This window comes from Priestia sp. TRM10, from assembly GCF_057808375.1.
The window spans coordinates 113,540-134,906 of record NZ_JBJZOT010000002.1 but is presented as its reverse complement, the minus strand read 5'-3'; the positions used below and the strand labels follow the sequence as shown (position 1 = coordinate 134,906).

Annotated in this window: 2 protein-coding genes; both read right to left on the bottom strand. The window is 40.7% G+C overall.

Going from position 1 to position 21,367, the window contains the following annotated elements:
• Positions 1–14 precede the first annotated feature (14 nt).
• Positions 15–14,900, bottom strand: a complete 14,886-nt coding sequence (locus ACK3CR_RS00665; RefSeq protein ID WP_488974551.1) for a non-ribosomal peptide synthetase — start codon at positions 14,898–14,900, stop codon at positions 15–17.
• Positions 14,890–21,366 carry an amino acid adenylation domain-containing protein gene (locus tag ACK3CR_RS00660; protein ID WP_488974550.1) on the bottom strand — a complete coding sequence of 2,159 codons (6,477 nt, stop codon included), beginning with the start codon at positions 21,364–21,366 and terminating at the stop codon, positions 14,890–14,892. Before ACK3CR_RS00660 ends, ACK3CR_RS00665 begins: the two co-directional genes overlap by 11 nt.
• Between the last annotated feature and the right edge of the window lies 1 nt (position 21,367).

Genomic DNA, 21,367 nt, shown 5'->3' with positions numbered 1-21,367 from the left:
CCTTTCTGGGTTCTCTACTTTCGAGCTAACAAAAAGTCAACTCCCTTTATCCCTTCTAATTTATTTACGAGATATTTAGATACCTTTTCCACAGCTGGGGAAAAGACTATTTCTTCGTGCGATCCAGGAATCAAATACTTATTCACTTTCCCCAGTAGTAAAGGCTGCCAATCCGAAAACAACTCTATACCTTCTTCAGCACTAAAGTAGATTACTTCCCCAGAATATGGCGTTAAAACATCCTCTGCCATTAAATTTAGACATTTCCTATGAGCATTGGCAATTTGTTTTAAACTCGTAAAATCTGCATCGGGTGGGAGCACTCCTTCCCCAATTAACCGATCAACAAGTATATCCTGTTGATGAACAAGTTCTTCTCCCTGTTCTACTTGATCAAAGTGAATGAAATGCTTAGTTATATAAGAGATCACATCTTCCTTTGTTTTGTAATCCTGTTCTGAAGGCACCTTAGTATCCATAAGTACCAACAACTCAACTTCTTCTCCTTGATTCCTTAGTACAGTTGCGATTTTATAGGCAATGGCGCCACCCAAAGACCATCCTCCTAGACGATATGGTCCTTCTGGCTGAACGCGCTTTACTTCCTCTATGTAGAGTTGAACTACTTCCGACAAAGTCAACCCATCCATTTGTCTTTTCTCTACGAGAGGATTCTGTAGACCATAAAATGAGCAGTGGTTCTTGAGTAACCTTGCTAGTTGAATGTAACAGAATACATTCCCCATAAACGGATGAACACAGAAGAAAGGCTTTTTCTCTGATTCTTGTAGGGGAACCAGAGTCAATAAAGATTTTGTCATATCATGCTTGTCACGAATTAGGCAGGCAATTCCTTCCACTGTTGGATTCTTAATCAGTGTGGACACCTTAATCTCTTTTCCAAACGTCTCTCTAATCTTTGAAATCAATTTGATTACAAGAAGAGAATGCCCCCCTCTATTAAAGAAATCATCATTTACATAGACATCTTCTATCTGTAGCAGATCCTGCCAGATTTTAATCAGCTGATACTCAATTTCATCCCTTGGTATAATTGGTGTAGAGAAGTTATTTTCTCTTTGAATGGTTAAGCTGTTCAATGCTTTTCGATCAACCTTTCCATTCGTTGTGAGCGGAATCGCGTCTATCTCAATAAAGTGTGCAGGAACCATATAATTCGGTACTTGTGTCTTAAGATGTTCACGCCATTCATGCATACTTCCCTCTCCAACTAAATAGGCGATCAATCTCTTCTCTCCTAGTTTATCCTCTTTTACCAAGACTACTGCTTCTTTCACCGATGGATGACTTTCTAAATTCGCTTCAACCTCTTCAAGTTCAATCCGAAAGCCTCGAATTTTCACTTGATTATCGATTCTTCCCAAATAATCTAAATGGCCATCAGTTAAATAGCGAACCAAATCTCCCGTCCGATATAATCGTTCTCCTTCATTAAATGGATGACGAATAAATCGTTCAGCTGTTAACTCTGGGCGATTCAAGTATCCTCTCGCTACGCCTGCACCACCAATATAGAGCTCACCCGTTACACCAATTGGAACAGGTAGCAAATTTCTATCTAATACATAGACTTGAACGTTCGGTAACGGACGCCCAATTGTCACCCTCTTACTATCTTTTTTAATATGATAGCATGTCGCATTAACAGTACATTCTGTAGGACCATACATGTTATAAAAATGAATCTTATCGACTGCTACTAATCGTTCCCACAGTGAGGGTATAATCGCTTCGCCACCGAATAGTACCTTACTTGGAACATGAATACCATCATTTGTTTCTAACAGCCCCTCATCTATGAGTAATTGGAGCACTGAAGGTGTTATATCAAACATTTCCAACTTATTTTCCCGAATATAAGATAAGAACTGCTGAGGATCACTGCGAACTTCGTTCGGAATAATATACAAACTTGAACCATACAACAGCATTTGTAATTGTTGAATAGATACATCAAAGGCAATGGAAGCATTTAAACCAACACGCATGTTAGCAGGTATCTCATGCGAGAAAACTTCTTTCTTTAAACCATACGACAGGTTTATTACAGAATGGTGCTGCACTAAAGTCCCTTTGGGATTCCCTGTCGAACCAGAAGTATAGATAACATACGCTAGGTTTTCTCCTGTTACCTCACATACTGGTGACAGTTTGCTTTCTTGCGAAATCATTTCTTGATCCCTATCCAAACAAACTGCTGTGACTTCTTTAGGTATCCAATCTTCTAATGCCTCGTTCGTAACTAATACTTGGATTCCTGTGTCATCCAGAATATATCGTAGGCGACTTTCTGGATAGGATGGATCTAATGGAACATAGGCTGCCCCAGCCTTCCAGATTCCCATGAGACCAACAACCATCTCAACTGAACGCTGGAAGCAGAGCCCGACCAATGATTCTGCCCCAATCCCGCATTTTTGAAGATAATGGGCCAACTGGTTTGCTTTTTCATTCAACTCTCGATAGGTCAGCTGCTGATTTTCATCTACCACTGCCACCGTATCAGGTGTACGATTCACCTGCTCTTCAAACAATTTATGAATCACACTCTCACGTGGATATGATATAGCATTATCATTCCATTGTTCTAACAGTTGCTTCTGTTCTGTTTCCGTAACATACACTAGCTCCGACAGAGTTTGATCAACGTTTTCAATCATTTGCTTTAACACTTGGCGTAAATGCACCAGCATCCGTTTAATGGTTGATCTATTAAATTTGCTACGATCATACATTAACTTTAATGATAACTGGCTTCCTGGAACAACAGCCAACCCTAATGGATAGTGGGTTTGCTCTACTCCTTCCAACTCGCCAATTTCTAGATTTCCTGAAGACTCCTCTTTCACTGGATAGTTTTCAAACACATACAAACTATTGAACAGCGGTGTTCCTCTAGGAACTTCACTCCATCCCTGAATCTCTGTCAAAGAAGCATACTCATATTGTCTTCTTTCTATCTCTTCCTCTTGTATCTTTTGCAACCAATCCCTTACTTTTATATCATCTATCAACTGAATTCGCGTCGGTGATGTGTTAATAAAAGGGCCTACGATGTTTTCAACATCAATAATCTCCGTAGGGCGCCCTGAGCTAGTTACACCAAATACAATGTCATTTCCTCCACTATACCGGCTCATGAGATACGCCCACGCGCCTTGAATTATCGTACTCAAAGTGAGCTTATTGCGCTTCGCCCAGCTTTGTAAAGCTTGGGTCTGCTCTTCTGATAAATGAGTAACCTTCTCTGTGTAACCTTTTTCTTGCTCTTTACTTTCTAAGCCCAGCGGGGTTGGCGCTGTAAAACCTTTAAGTTTCTTTCTCCAGAATTGTTCCGCCTGATCCTGATTCTGTTCTCTTAACCATTGAATATATTTCTTGTATGGCAATGACTTAGGTAAATTCACAGCTTCTCCATTCATTCTCTTCTGATACACTTTAAGCAATTCGGTAAAGACCAGCGGTAGGCTCCATCCATCCAACAGAATATGGTGATGTGTCCAAACGACCCGATATTCTTCCTCACCCTCTTTAATGACAGTCACCCGCATCAATGGCGCTTTATCAAAAAGAAAGGCTTGTTTTCTATCTAATGCCAAAAAGACTTTTCTTTTCGCCTCTTTTTCTTCAGCAGTCAGCGTACGCCAGTCTTCTTCATTCACCTTAAATGGAATGTTGTCATACACCACTTGTAAAGGCTCTTCAATTTCATCCCAAACAAATGCTGAACGAAAAATCTCATGCTGCTGAATCACCAATTTCCACGCCTGCTCGAAGGTAGGAATATCCAATTCCCCTCTAATCATGAAACTTAATTGCACTATATACGGCGCTACATGTTCATCCCCTTGGTCATGCAATGTATGAAAAATCATACCTTCTTGCAAAGGTGATAGTGGATATAAATCGGTAATCGGATAATTCTTTCCACGATTCATCTTGGATAGTACTTTTGTCAAACCTACTTGGTTAAGATTAGCCATCGCAAAATCCGAAACGGTCAGTGCAGATTCTCTATCCGAAGATTGAATCAATCTTCTCAGTTGATGGAGCATATTCTCTGCAATCCTTTGAATAGTTGATTTCGCAAATTGTCCAACATTGTACACCCAAGTGAACTGAAGTTTTCCATCCTTTACAATTCCAATTAAATCAATTAAATGCGATCGCTTGGACCCAGAAGCATGATCTAAACGCTTAAATCCATTCTCTGGAACAAACATTGCATCGTCAGAAAACATTTGGTCAAATTGTCCAAGATAGTTAAAACTAATGAACGGTGTACGTTGAGATCCCAATTTCTCGCACATTGTTGCGTTCAGGTACCGCAAAATCCCATAGTCAACGCCCCTATTAGGAATTTTGCGCACTTGTTCTTTAACTGCTTTTAATGCTGCAATTGGCGTGTCGGCACCGGTAATATTTAAGTGAACAGGATAAATACTTGTAAACCATCCCACGGTTCTCGATAGGTCAATGTCTTCAATAATTTCTTCTCGACCATGCCCCTCTAAATCCACGGTCAGTATCGGCTTTCCTGTCCATACTGTCGTAGCTTGTACCAATGCTGCTAATAGTACTTCATTAATTTGGGCACGATGAGTGCTTAAAACCTCTTGCAATAACGTACGGGTCTCTTTTTCATCTAGTACCACGGTAATTTCCTCAGTTACTTCGTTTATTGAATCATTAACAGTAACATCCACTGGTGGCATAACTACTTCTTGTTTGGACTGCTGTTCCCAGTAATCAAGCGCTTCTTGCGATATTCTAGATTCAGCGTAATGATGTAATTTCTCCGCCCACACTTTAAAGGATGTACTCTTCATAGGTAATTGAATTTTCTGTTCCTGAATTGCTTGAGTATATGCGGTTTGCAGATCTTCCAATAAAATCCGCCAAGAAACACCATCTACTGCTAAGTGATGGATTGACCAAAATAATCGGCCAGTCTTCTTCTCACCTTCATCAAAATATACCATTCTCATTAACGGACCGGCATGTAAATTCAAACTTTCTTGTGCAACATTAATCTCTTTTTGAACCACTTGATACCAATCTGCTTGCGGTACTTCCTCTAATGAAATCACAGTCAGCGTCGATTGTTCTTCTATTCCTTCATTCCACTGTTTCCAAGCTCCATCAGGTAAACATTCATATCTTAAACGCAGGGCATCATGATGAAGCAGAAGGTTACGCACTGACTTCTCTAGTGATACTATGTCCAGTCGCTCTTTTGTTCTAAAGAACATGGATTGATTCCAATGATGTGGGTTAGAATGATTTTGTGCAAAAAAACTTTGCTGAATAGGTGTAAGAATCATATCTCCAGTTACAATTCCCTGTTCGGCTTGTACCCCCTGTTCTTCTTTGACTACTTGCGCCAGCTCGGCAATCGTTTGGTGTTCAAATATTTGTTTTGGAGTCAACTGTAAACCTGCTTGCTTCACACGAGAGACAATCTGAATGCTGAGAATTGAATCTCCACCGATTTCAAAAAAGTTGTCATGAATGCCAATACGTTTTAAACCCAGCACACGTTCCCAAATTACAGAAAGTATTTGTTCACGTTCATTTCTTGGAGCCACATAACCTTCTTGTGTCCCTTGATAATCTGGTATAGGCAAAGATTTCCGATCAATCTTTCCATTTATGGTCAATGGTAACTCTTCCATTTCGACAAAGTAGGAAGGAATCATATGGGTTGGCATTTTTGTTTTGAGATACTCACGCCATTCCTCCTTACTCCCTTCTCCCACTACATAAGCTACCAGCCTCTTATCTCCCGGGTGGTTTTCCATAACCATCACAACTGCTTCTTTTACCAAGAAGTCCTCTTGTAAGGTAGCCTCAATTTCTCCAAGTTCAATCCGAAATCCTCGAATTTTCACTTGATTATCCATTCTTCCTAGATAGTCTAAATTACCATCAGGAAGATATCTCACGAGGTCTCCCGTCCGATATAATCTCTCTCCTTCTTTGAATGGATGACGAATAAATCGTTCGGACGTTAACTCTGGACGTTTCAAGTATCCCTTCGCTAGACCTGCTCCACCGATATAAAGTTCACCCATCACACCAACTGGAACTGGCAACCAATTCCTATCTAATACATAAGTTTGAACATTCGGTAACGGACGCCCGATGGTAACTCTCATGCTATCTTTTTTAATATGATAGCATGTCGCATCAACAGTACATTCTGTAGGGCCATATACGTTATAAAAATCAATTTTGTCATCCCCTACTAGTTGTTCCCATAATGACGGCATGATTGCTTCTCCACCAATCAATACCTTGCTTGGAACATGAACACTATCATTTGTTTCTAACAACCCACTATCGAGGAGTAATTGGAGTAATGACGGTGTTATATCGAACATTTCCAATTTGTTCTCCCGAATATATGCTATGAACTGTTGAGGATCACTGCGAACTTCGTTCGGAATAATATACAAACTCGAACCATACAACAGCATTTGTAATTGTTGAATAGATACATCAAAGGCAATGGAAGCATTTAAACCAACACGCATGTTAGCAGGTATCTCATGCGAGAAAACTTCTTTCTTTAAACCATACGACAGGTTTATTACAGAATGGTGCTGCACTAAAGCCCCTTTGGGATTCCCTGTCGAACCAGAAGTATAGATAACATACGCTAGGTTTTCTCCTGTTACCTCGCATACTGGTGACAGTTTGCTTTCTTGCGAAATCATTTCTTGATCCCTATCCAAACAAACTGCTGTGACTTCTTTAGGTATCCAACCTTCTAATGCCTCGTTCGTAACTAATACTTGGATTCCTGTGTCATCCAGAATATATCGTAGGCGACTTTCTGGATAGGATGGATCTAATGGAACATAGGCTGCCCCAGCCTTCCAGATTCCCATGAGACCAACAACCATCTCAACTGAACGCTGGAAGCAGAGCCCGACCAATGATTCTGCTCCAATCCCACATTTTTGAAGATAATGGGCCAACTGGTTTGCTTTTTCATTCAACTCTCGATAGGTCAGCTGCTGATTTTCATCTACCACTGCCACCGTATCAGGTGTACGATTCACCTGCTCTTCAAACAATTTATAAATCACACTCTCACGGGGATACGTTATAGCAGTATCATTCCACTCTTCAAGTTGTTGCTGCTCCAATTCCGATAACATCGGCAACTTCGCTAATGATTTATCAGGATGTTCCACAATTACATTCAACCAGTTTTCAAAATGATCAGCCATGCATTTGATAGTTCCACTGTCAAACAAATCAGTCTTATAAACAAAAGAAAGCAATAAACCCTCTTCTACTTCTGCGGCACTTAAACTCAAATCAAACTTAGCGATTGAAGCGTAACTCTCCATTGCTTTAATACTCCGTCCATGAAACTCTGGCAACTCTTGTCTCGTATTTTGTAAGGTAAACATGGTTTGGAAAATCGGAGAATGACTTGTACTTCGCTCAGGTTGGATAACTTCTACAATTTTTTCAAACGGAACATCTTGGTACTCATATGCCTTCAAGGCTTTTTTCCGTACTTGAGACAACAACTCTTGAAATGCCGGTGCGCCACTCAAATCAGCTCGATAAACCAACGTATTGACAAAGAAACCGATCAATCCTTCAACCTCTCTATAATTTCGATTTGCAATCGGGCTTCCAACAAGAATATCCGATTGTCCTGTATATCGAGCAAGGAAGCTTTGATACGATGCTAATAGGGTCATAAAAAGCGTTACCCCTTCTTGACGACTAAGTTCGTTAAGTTTGTCCAGTAATGAGCGTGACAACAACACAGTGTGTGTTAATCCATGATGAGTCTGTATCGCAGGACGAGGACGATCCATCGGCAACATTAAGACCGGTAACTCACCAGACAGCTCTTCCTTCCAATATGCAAGCTGTTGATTTAGTACTTCCTCTTTCAACCATTCCCTTTGCCATTGAGCAAAATCGGCATATTGAACTGGTAATGGTGCGAGCTCTGTTGATTTTCCGCCAACTGCCTCCTCATAAAATGCCATCCATTCTTGGAGCAAGATTTCCATCGACCATCCATCCGAGATAATATGATGCATGTTACAAAGGAGAATCCATTCTTCTTCTGAGATTTTCACGATTTGCCCACGGAATACCGGCCCCTGTTCTAAGTCAAATGGAGCTTCGACTTCAGTTTGAATCCATTGCTTCACTTCTCTTTCTTGCTCTTCTGGAGAAAGCTTAGTTAAATCCATTTGTGGGAGGGAACGGAAAGCATAGGGTTGAATCTGCTGCACAGGATGACCGTTCACTTCATGAAAAACCGTCCGCAATGATTCATGACGCTCTATCAGCTGATTCCATCCCTTTTCCAATGCTTGGGGTACCCAATTTCCTGTAAGTCGGCATACCATCGGCATATTGTAAAGTGCACTGTTAGGCGTAAATTGATCGATAAACCATAAGCGCTGTTGGGCATAAGAAAGCGGAATTGCTTCCCCTCGTTCCATCGGAATCAGTGGGGGAATCTCTCTTTTTTTGTCTCCCTTGCACAACTGATCTAATCGCTTTGCCAGCGCCTCCACCGTTGAATACTCAAACAGTTCACGTACCGGTAATTCGATTTGGAAAATTTCTTGTAAGCGTGAAACTACTTGAGTAGCAAGTAATGAATGACCACCAAGTTCGAAGAAAGAATCCTGAACACTAATATTTCCTATCCCTAGCACTTGACTCCATACGGAAGCAATAAGTTCTTCCATGTGATTTCTTGGGTATACATTATTTTCAGTAGATAGTTCACCAGGTATAGGCAATGCCTTCAAATCAAGTTTTCCATTTGGTGTAAGTGGTAAAAATGCCATCTCAACAAAGTTTGCTGGAACCATATAGTTTGGTAAATGTGTTTGTAGATGTTTTCGCCATTCATGAACACTTCTTTCCCCAACTACATACGCTACTAATCGCTTGTCACCTGGATCATCCTCTCGTACCAATACAACAGCTTCTTTCACAGACGAATGCGCCTGTAAAGTTGCTTCAATTTCTCCCAATTCAATCCGGAAACCACGAATCTTCACTTGATCATCTATACGACCATGGAACTGGAGAGCACCATCAGGAAGATAACTTGCTTTGTCTCCGGTGTAATAGAGGCGTTCCCCGGACTTGAATGGATTTGAAATAAATTTTTCCTTTGTGAGATCTGGACGATTGGCATATCCGCGAGCAAGACTCTTTCCTCCGATATAAAGATCTCCAATCACACCAATTGGTACCAGCTGAAGTTGAGAATCTAACACATAAACTTCTGTATTCGCAATCGGTCGACCAATCGATGGCATACCTGCTGTCATTCCTACAGGTACATAACAATCCGTGGTAACAACGGTATTTTCTGATGGACCATACTGATTAATTACCGCAAAGGGAATTTGTTCAGATGGATACTGTGTTAATTGATCTCCCCCCGTAATGATAAAACGAAGATCAATCTTTTCTGGCCAAGATAATTTCAAGAGTCTCTCTAGAATAGGTGTAGGTGCAAAACTAGCCGTAATCCTCGAATCAATGAGCCAATCTCGTAGCGCCTCTGGATTGACTCTCAACTCCTCCGTTGACAGGTAGAGTGCTGCACCAGCAGTAAGATACGGCCAAATCTCCTGAACAGCCGAATCAAAAGCAATCCCCGCAATCTGAGTCGCCCGATCCTCTGCTGTAATTTGATAAACTTCTTGATGCCAAGAGACCATATTCATTAATGCGCGATATTCAATCATGACACCCTTTGGCTTTCCAGTAGAACCAGAGGTGTAGACAATATAAGCTAAGTGCTCTGGATTTATCTGGCGCTTCGGCGCTATTACACTTTCCTCTGTTATTTCTTCTAACCTCACCGTTTCGACCTGTTCAGAAAGACTTTTTTGCCCTGCCGTCGTCACCACGATTTGAATTCCTGCATCTTCAATCATGTATTGTAACCTTGATTTTGGATACAACGGATCTAAGACGACATAAGCCCCACCAGCTTTTAATATGCCGAGTAAACTTACCATGAGCTCAGCTGACCTTGGAAGGTAAACGCCCACAACTGATTCGGGAGTAACTCCTTTTTTCTGTAAAGCATTTGCCAACTGATTTGCTCTTGTATCCAGTTCACTGTAAGTCCACTCTCTCGTTTGATCAACTACTGCAATCGCATCAGGACGCCTTGCTACTTGTTCCTCGAATCTGTCGCAAATAAGGCCCTGATGTGACATTTCTATTGCAGTGTCATTCCATGTTTCTAATAACAAAGCACGCTCAGATTCAGATAGCATACTCAGACTATTCAACGGTTTTTGTGGGTGATGAGAAACTTCGTGTAACCATTTCTCAAAATGTCCTGCCATCCGTTCAATGGTTGTAACATTGAATAAATCCTTATTGTATTCAAAAGTAAAAATTAATCCTTCTTCCGTCTCAGCTACTATTACACTTAAATCAAACTTTGCGATTGGATTATGGCTTTCTATCATTTCAATACTTCTACCAGACAACACCGGAAACTCTTGTTTCATATTTTGCAAGATGAACATGGTCTGAAAAATTGGAGAATGACTTGTACTCCTCTCTGGTTGTACAACTTCTACAATTTTTTCAAAAGGAATATCTTGATATTCATACGCCTTCAATGCCTTTTGACGAACCTGAGATAAGATATCTTGGAATGTCGGTTCGCCACTCAGATTAGCTCGGTATACCAACGTGTTGACGAAGAAACCAATTAATCCTTCTATCTCTCTGTAATTTCGATTTGCAATCGGACTTCCAACGAGAATATCTTCCTGTCCTGTATAGCGAGATAGAAAACTTTGATAAGCAGCCAACAGGGTCATGAAGAGTGTCGACCCTTCTTGACGACTAAATTCGTTCAGTTTGTCACGAAGCGTACTTGGCAGCAACACAGTGTATGTCGAACCACGATGGGTTTGTATTGCGGGACGAGGACGATCCCTAGGCAGTTGAAGCACAGGAAGCTCCCCAGACAATTCTTCCTTCCAATATTGGAGTTGTTGCTCAAGCACTTCTTCCTTCAACCATCCCTTTTGCCACTGAGCAAAGTCGGCATATTGAACTGGTAATGGTCCAAGTTCTGCTACCTTCTCATCCGTGGCTTTCTCATAGAAGGCCATCCACTCTTTAAGTAGAACTCCTATGGACCATCCATCCGAAATGATATGATGCAGAGTACAAAGAAGAATCCATTCTTCCTCTCCCACTTGCAAAATATTTGCCCGGATCAGTGGACCCTCCCCTAAATCAAATGGCACTTCTGTTTCTTGCTGAGTCAAACGTTTAACTTCTGCTTCTAGGTCTTCTGGAGAAAGCATAGTTAAATCCATTTGTTGGAGGGAGCGGAAAGCATACGGTTGAATCTGCTGCACAGGATGACCGTTCACTTCATGAAAGACCGTCCGCAATGATTCATGTCGCTCTATCAGCTGATTCCATCCCGTTTCCAATGCTTGGGGTACCCAATTTCCTGTAAGACGGCATACCATCGGCATATTGTAAAGTGCACTGTTAGGCGTAAATTGATCGATAAACCATAAGCGCTGTTGGGCATAAGAAAGCGGAATTGCTTCCCCTCGTTCCATCGGAATCAGTGGGGGAATCTCTCTTTTTTTGTCTCCCTTGCACAACTGATCTAATCGCTTTGCCAGCGCCTCCACCGTTGAATACTCAAACAGTTCACGTACCGGTAATTCGATTTGGAAAATTTCTTGTAAGCGTGAAACTACTTGAGTAGCAAGTAATGAATGACCACCAAGTTCGAAGAAAGAATCCTGAACACTAATATTTCCTATCCCTAGTACTTGACTCCATACGGAAACGATGAGCTCTTCCACTGGTGTTCGTGGTGAAGTAATATTTTCACTTATGAACTGTGCTTCCATTTCCAGTAAGGCTTTCCGATCAACCTTACCATTTGGAGTGAGTGGCATCGCTTCAATTTTGAAAAAGTATGCCGGAACCATATAATGCGGCAGTTGCTTCTTGAGATACTCACGCCACTCTCCAGCGTCCCCTTCACCTACTACATAAGCTACTAACTGCTTGTCTCCTGGACGATCTTCCTTCACCAACACGATAGCCTCTTTTACAGATGAGTGATCATGTAAGGCCGCTTCAATTTCTCCCAACTCAATTCGGAAGCCTCTGATTTTCACTTGGTTATCTATTCTTCCGATATACTCTAAGTTACGATTATTCAGATATCTCACCAGGTCACCCGTTCGATAGAGTCGTTCCCCTTCCTTAAATGGATGCGGAATAAAACGTTCGGCAGTTAACTCTGATCGATTGAAGTAGCCACGTGCCAAGCCTACTCCACCAAGGTAAAGTTCCCCCGCCACACCAATCGGTACCACCTGTTGATTTTGATCCAACACATACAATTTTGTATTATCAATCGGACGACCAATTGGAATAAGCATTGGTTCTTTTTCTAAATCACATTCATAATAAGTGACATCCACAGTCGCTTCGGTAGGGCCGTACAAGTTGCTTAACTTCGTTTTCTGAACATCGTAAAATACCCCCTTAAACCGGCGAACCTGTTCAATGTTTAACTCTTCTCCACTAGTAAAAACCTGACTTAAAGATGATACATTCTTTTTCGATTTAGATTGTTCCATATAATCCAAGAAAGTGGATAACATCGACGGAACAAAGTGCATCGTGGTCACACGATATCGTTCGATATACTTCTCAATCATCGCAGGATCTTTCTCACCCCCAGGTGGAAGTAAACAAACACGTGCTCCTACAAATGACCACCAAAATAATTCCCAGACAGAAACATCAAACGAAAACGGCGTTTTTTGTAGGATTGCATCCTCCTCAGATAATGGATATTTTTTTTGCATCCACTGTAGTCGGTTGATAACCGAGTGGTGTTCAATCATAACTCCCTTTGGATTCCCCGTCGAACCCGAAGTGTATATGATATACGCTAAGTTATTTGCTGTTACTCCACTCGCTGGAGCCAAATTACTCTCTTTAGAAATCGTTGCTTGATCACGGTCTAAACAAATTGCTTGGATATCTTCAGGTAACCAGTCCTGTAGTGCTTCTTTTGTTAAAATCACTTGAATTTGCGAGTTCTCTAAAATGTATTTCAGGCGGTTTTCAGGATAACTTGGGTCCAGCGGGACATAAGCCCCACCCGCTTTAAGAATTCCATAGAGACCAATAATCATATCAGGTGAACGTTCAACACATATACCGACCAATGACTCAGGTCCTATGCCTCGCTTTTGTAAATAATGCGCCAATTGGTTCGCTTTTTCATTGAGTTCTTGATACGTTAGCTGTCCACCTTCATAAACTACCGCCACCGCTTGAGGTGTACGTGCAACTTGCTGTTCAAACAGTTCATGAATCATGCTCTCATGTCCATAAGCTACCTCAGTGTCATTCCATTCTTCTAAGAGCCGTTTCTGCTCTGTGTCCGATAATATTGACAGCTTTGTAAATGATTCATCTGGATGATACGCAATTTCATTTAACCAGTTCTCAAAATGCCCTGCCATACGTGCAATGGTACTACTATCAAATAAATCTGTATTGTATTCAAAAGAGACAAATAGACCTTCTTCCACTTCGTAAGCAGTTAAACTCAAATCAAATTTCGCAATAGAAATATTACTTTCTATCATTTCTAAGCTTCTACCAGACAACTCTAGTCGTTCTGGTTTTATATTCTGTAGTGTAAACATGGTCTGGAAGACAGGAGAATGACTCATACTTCGTTCGGGTTGCACAGCTTCTACCACTTTTTCAAACGGTACATCTTGATATTCATACGCTTTTAACGCCTTTTTCTTTGTTTGAAACAAAATCTCTCGAAAAGTAGGCGTTCCACTCAAATCCGCTCGATAAACCAACGTATTAACAAAGAAACCGATTAATTCTTCTACTCCCTTATGATTCCGATTCGCAATCGGACTTCCGACGAGAATATCTTTTTGCCCTGTATAACGAGCAAGAAAGCTCTGATATGCAGCCATTAAAGTCATAAATAAGGTAGCCCCTTCTTGGCGACTTATATCCTTCAATTGACTGAGTAATTTATGAGGAAAAACCACGTGATAGGTGTCTCCAGCGTACGTTTGCGTAACCGGTCGAGGGCGGTCCACTGGCAGTTGTAGTATGGGAAGCTCCCCAGACAATTCTTCCTTCCAATACGTGAGTTGATGATTTAGCACATCACCCTGTAACCACTTCTTTTGCCACTTCGCAAAGTCTGTATATTGAACTGATAGTGAACTTAATCTAGCAGGGTTTCCGCTCATTTCTTCCTCATAGAAAGCAAGTAATTCATCCATTAATATACCGATAGACCACGCATCAGAAATAATATGATGCATGGTACACAGCAATAACCATTCATCCTTTCCTAATTGAACAAGCTGATTACGAATTAAAGGGCCATTCATTAAATCAAATGGTTCTTGCGCTTCTCTGGCAATTAAACTATCTATCTCTTTTTCTTTTACTTCTAGAGGAAGATGAGAGTAATCCCTCACAGGTAATGTTCTAGGAAGGAATTCGACAATATGTTGGACAGGTTGCTCTCCTACTTCCTTAAAAACGGTACGTAACGATTCATGACGTTCAATCAGTCGATTGAATCCCTTTTCCAAAGCTTCAGGTATCCAGGTTCCCTTTAGACGCCATACTGTCGGGATATTATATAATGAACTGTTGGGGTTAAATCTATCCATAAACCACAAACGTTGTTGTGCATAAGACAACGGAAGCGCTTCTTTATTCCCCTTTTTTTGCATCTGCTCCTGAAGCCAAGCTCTCTTCTCAGGAGAAAGTGAACTCAGCTTTGCAAGTAAATCACTTCTCATTTTTTACCCCTTTCTCAACCAAATTACTCTCGAATATACCTTGCGCTTCTTCCTCCGATAACTCTTCCAATTGCTTAAGAAGTTCAAGTAATTCTTCATCATTACTCACTTCTGCTTCTTTTTGAATATAGTCTTGAAAACTTACATTCTCCTTACTATCATTCTGCATTTCTTTATTTCCGCTACAGAGCAATTGATCAATCCGTTCTGCCAATTCCTGCACCGTATGATACGTAAATACATCATGCAATGGTAAATCAATTCCAAAGACTTCTTTAAGACTGGAAACAGCCTGTGTAGCAAGTAATGAATGGCCACCGATTTCAAAAAATGAATCCTGAATTCCGATATTTTCTATACCTAAAACTTGATGCCATATTGAAACGATGGTTTTTTCCGTAGGTGTACGAGGAGCAATATAACCACTCGCTATTTCCTTACACTCTGGTACAGGTAATGCTTTTCTATCAATTTTTCCATTGGGGGTGAGTGGAAATGCATTCAATCTGACAAAATGATCTGGAACCATATAATTTGGTAACTGGATCTTGAGATAACTACGCCACGTATGAACATCTCCATCTCCCACTACATAGGCAACCAAACGCGGATCACCAGGATAATCTTCACGCACCATCACAATAGCTTCGTTAATCAATGTATGATTTTGTAAGGTTGCTTCAATTTCCCCTAGTTCAATCCGGAACCCACGGATTTTCACCTGATGATCGATTCGACCGAAATACTCCAAATTTCCGTCCGGCAGATACCTGACAAGATCTCCAGTCCGGTATACTCGCTCTTCTCCTTTAAACGGATGCGGAATAAAACGCTCGTTTGTTAAGTCAGGGTGATTTAAGTATCCACGTGCTAATCCTGCTCCCCCAATGTAAAGCTCACCGATTACACCAATTGGAACCATTTTCTGGTTCGCGCTCAGTATATATACTTCTGTATTGAAGACGGGCTTACCAATTGGTGGTATCCTGTGCATGACACCCTTTTCTAATTCCATATATGTGGAATACGTAGTATCTTCGGATGGACCGTATAGGTTGTACACCTTCTCAATCGTACTTCTCTCATATAAGTCTTGGACAAGTGAGTGCGGCAATGGCTCTCCAGCTAAATTCATCACCTTTACCGAAGAAGGGATTGCATTTGCTCGAACCAACTCTTTTGCTGCTGCTGGTACAGTGTTGACCAAAGTTACTCCCTTGGTAGACAGCTTATCTAGGTGAAGAGCATTTTCAGCAACAATCACCTTGCCACCCATTGTTAAGGGAACAAACACTTCAAAGACTGACAAATCAAAGGATAGCGAAGTTGAAGCTAACACTCCTGCTAAATCCTTTCTGGAATAAGTTTGATGCGCCCAATGAATCATTGTTACTGTATTCCGGTGCTCAATCATCACTCCCTTAGGATTTCCAGTGGACCCTGAGGTATAGATAATATAAGCTAAGTTATAACTTGTCACTTCACTCATACACACCGTCGTTACTTCCTGTTCAATTTCTGCTCGGTCACGATCAATGCAAATCATGTCAACGGATTTAGGTAAAATCATTTTTTGCTGTAACTTTTCCTGTGTCACCAGTACCTTTATATGAGCATCCGCTAAAATATACTGCAGCCGACTTTCCGGATACGCTGGGTCAATTGGAACATAAGCTCCTCCTGCCTTCATGATTCCTAAGAGGCCGACAATCATCTCGAGTGAACGTGTAACGCAAATCCCAACCAATGATTCGCATCCCACTCCCCGTTTCTGTAGATAATGTGCCAGCTGATTCGAGCGTTCGTTCAATTCTCGATATGTTAGTTCTTCATCTTCGCACACTACCGCAATTGCTTCTGGCGTTTTCTCTACTTGTTCTTCAAACAGTGTATGAATCTTACTTTCACGTATATCCACAACCCCTGTTTCATTCCATTCCTCTAGTAATTGCTTATATTCTACTTTCGATAACATATTCAGTTCTGATAGTGAATCTCTTGGATGAGATACAATTTGATATAACCAATGTTCAAAATGAGCTGCCATACGTTCAATGGTTGTATCATTAAACAAATCAGTATTATATTCAAAAGTTAGCAATAATCCTTCTTCCGTCTCCGAAGCAAATAAACTCAAATCAAATTTAGCAAAAGAAGTATGACTTTCCATCAGCTCCATGTTTCTTTCAGATAGCTGAGATACCTCTTGTTTCATATTCTGTAAAGTAAACATGGTTTGAAAAATCGGCGAATGACTTGTATTCCGTTCAGGTTTTACGGATTCTACTACTTTCTCGAATGGAATGTCCTGATGCTCGTATGCTTTTAGTGCTTTTTTTCGTGTCTGCGACAAAAGTTTTTGGAACGTCGGATTTCCACTAAAATCAGCTCGATAAACCAACGTATTTGCAAAGAAACCTATTAATCCTTCAATCTCTTTAACATTTCGGTTTGCAATCGGGCTTCCCACCAAGATGTCGTCTTGTCCTGTATAACGAGATAGGAAGCTTTGATACGCCGCCATCAAGGTCATAAATAAGGTGGATCCTTCTTGCAGACTTAAATCTTTGAGCTTTTCCAGTAGAGAATTCTCCACCATCAGGAACTGACTTGCACCACGGTGGGTTTGCACCGCAGGTCGAGGACGATCCATCGGTAATTGTAAAACCGGTAGTTCTCCAGACAATTCTTCCTTCCAATATTGAAGGTGCTGATCCAAATTCTCTTCTTTTTGCCATTCTTTTTGCCACATGACAAAGTCTGCATATTGAACAGATAACTCCTTCAGTTCCACTGGTTTTCCGCTTATCGCTCCTTCATAAAAAGCCATCCATTCTTCAAGTAAGATTCCCATTGACCACCCATCCGAGATAATATGATGCATCGTACAAAGAAGCACCCATTCTTCCTTGTCCACTTTCAATATTCGTGTTCGAATCAAAGGACCTTTCCTCAAATGAAATGGCTCCTCCGCTTCGTTTTGAATGAGCCGTTTCATTTCTCTTTCCCTATCTTCTAGAGAGAGATTTGCTAGATCCATTTGAGGGATAGGTTTGAAAACATGAGATTGAACCTGCTGAAACGGTTCCCCCTCTTGCTCTTGAATTATCGTCCGTAATGATTCATGACGTTCCAACAATTGATTCCATCCGGTCTCCAATGCTTGAATTGACCATTTCCCTGTTAATCGACAAGCTGCATGAATATTGTACATCGCACTATTTGGCATTAATTGATCAATAAACCATAGACGTTTCTGTGCGTAGGAAAGCGGAATAGATTCTCCCCGCGTCATAGGTACAAGTGGTGGAACCTCTCGTTTTTTCTCTCCTTTCCATAACTGATCCAATCGCTTCGCTAATGCCTCTACTGTAACGTGCGTGAAAAGTTCACGTAGCGGGATTTTAATCTGGAACACTTCTTGTAATCGAGAGACGATTTGAGTAGCGAGTAGTGAATGCCCACCTCGTTCAAAGAAGGAGTCCTGAACACCAATATTTTCTACCCCTAACACTTGACTCCAAACCGAAGCAATAAGCTCTTCCGATGGCGTCCGAGGTAGAACATTAAAATCCCCTATAGGTTGCTCATCAGGTGCTGGTAAGGCTTTTCGATCGATTTTCCCATTCGGAGTAAGCGGGAACTGTTCCAACTCTACAAGGTGCGCTGGAATCATGTAATTCGGTAATTGATTTTGTAAATACTCTCGCCACTTTTTGATATTTCCATCGCTTATCACATATGCCACCAATCGCTGGTTGCCCGGGCGATCTTCTCTAACTAATACGACAGCCTCTTTAATGGACGAATACTTTTCTAAAGTCGCTTCAATTTCTCCAAGCTCAATCCGAAAACCACGCATTTTCACTTGATGGTCCATTCTCCCTATAAATTCTAAATTCCCATCAGTTAGATATCTTACTGAATCTCCTGTTCGATACAGTCGTTCTCCCAATTGAAATGGATGCGGAACAAATTTTTCAGCAGTGAGCTCAGGACGATTTAAGTATCCACGCGCTAAACCTGCACCACCAATATATAACTCACCCTCTATCCCTATCGATTGCACGTGTTGATTTTGGTCTAATACATACAATTGCGTATTCTGTATCGGCTGGCCAATAGAAACAAATTCTTGATTAGGTTGAATGTCAAATGCATTTACGTAAATAGTTGCTTCAGTTGGTCCATAAAAGTTGGTTAGTTTTACTTGTCCGCTCTGATTCCATTGCTGTTGAAATCGTCTAACCACCCCTGAACTTAGCTCTTCCCCACCAGAAAATACATGACGCACGGACGAACATTTCAAATTCAATTTAATATGATTGAAATGATCTAAGAAAACAGATAACATCGAAGGAACAAATTGAACAATAGTAACCTGATGTTTTTCAATCACTTCAGCTATAATAGAAGGATCTTTCTCTCCACCTGGAGGTAAGAAAGAGACACACGCGCCTACGCTAATACCCCAAAATAACTCCCAAACAGATACATCAAATGAGAATGGCGTTTTCTGCAAGATCACATCCTTTTCAGAAAGTGGATATTGATGTTGCATCCATTCAAGATAATTAATCACTGAATGATGCTCAATCATCACTCCCTTTGGGTTCCCTGTAGATCCTGAAGTATACATAACATATGCTAAATTTTTTCCTGTTACACTACTTGTACATACGGTTGATTCTTCTTTTTCAATTGCACTACAATCTTGATTCATACAAATTGTTTCGATGTGTTGGGATATACCTAGACTTTTTAACTTTTCTTGCGTTACTAGTACTTCGATGCTAGCATCTTCTAATATATAGCGTAACCGACTCTCTGGATAAGTGGGGTCAAGTGGAACATAAGCTCCTCCTGATTTTAGAATCCCTAGTAACGCTATCATCATTTGTATCGAACGTTCCATATATACTCCAACTAGAGACTCTGGACCTACACCACGTTTTTGTAAATAGTGAGCTAACTGATTAGCGCGCTCATCCAGCTCTTTATAGGTAATTTGTTCATTTTCATAAATAACCGCGATTGCTTCTGGCGTTTTCTTAACTTGCTTCTCAAATACCGTTTGAATCATATTTTCAGATGAATATTTTACTTGAGTATTATTCCATTCCTCTAGCAACTGTGTCTGCTCTTCCATTGTTAAATGAGTGACTTCAGAGAGCTTTGAATCTAAACTTTTCGTCATCTGAATTAATGTTTGCAATAAGTGACCCTGAATCCGATTTATTGTTTCTTCATTAAAATAGTTGCGGTCATACATCAACTTTAACGTAATTTCCTTACCAGGCATTACAATGAGTGTTAAAGGATAGTTTGTTTGTTCCGCGCTTTGGACCTCTAGTAATCTTAAATCAACATTACGCTCACCTTGAATGGGGTAATTTTCAAACACATACAAGGTATGAAATAAGGAACTATTCCGCGGCACCTCACTCCACCCTTGAATATCAACCAACGAATTATACTCATATTGTCTTCGTTCCATTTCTTTCATCTGTATCTTACGAAGCCAATCTACTACTGATGTATCATTTGTTACTCGAATTCGGGTAGGCAATGTGTTAATGAATAGGCCAACCATATTCTCTGCGCCTACCAATTCAGTAGGACGTCCAGAACTAGTTACGCCAAATACGATGTCATCTTCACCACTATACCTACTCATCAAGTAGGCCCAAGCGCCCTGCACTAACGTATTCAATGTTAACCGACTATTTCGTACCCACTCTTGTAAATTCTCAGTAAGTTCCTCAGATACCTGATCAACACACTCTCCATAACCCTTCTCCTGTCCCTGGTCCTTTCTTTCCATCGCTAATGGCGTAGGTGCATGAAATCCTTTTAATTCTTCTGTCCAAAATTTTTCTGCTTGACTGTAATCTTGTTTATTTATCCATTGGATATATTTTTTATAAGGAAGAGACTTAGGAAGATTAAACAATTCTCCCTTCATCATTTTGAGATAAACTTCCATTACTTCACTAAAGACTAAGGACACACTCCATCCATCCAACAAAATATGATGATGTGTCCAAATGATTCTCGTTTCCTCTTCTGCTTCTTTAATCGCGGTGACTCTCATCAACGGTGCTTCGTCCAATAAAAATCCTTTTCTACGATCTTCAGTCAAAAACTGGTGTAATTTCTTCTCCCTCTCCTCATGAGACTGGGCACTCCAATCTTCTTGATGAATAGTAAAAGGAAGACGTTGGTAAACGGCTTGCAGGGGTTTTTCTACTTCTTCCCACACAAATACTGAACGTAGAACTTCATGTCTGTGAATGACGTATTCCCAAGCCTTTTCGAAAGCAGCAATATCCAATCGACCACCGAGCAAGAAGCCTACTTGTACAATGTAGGAAAAAGAATGATCATCATCTTGATCGTATAAGGTATGAAACAGGATTCCTTTTTGCAAAGGTGATAATCCATATATGTCAATAACGTCTTCCATC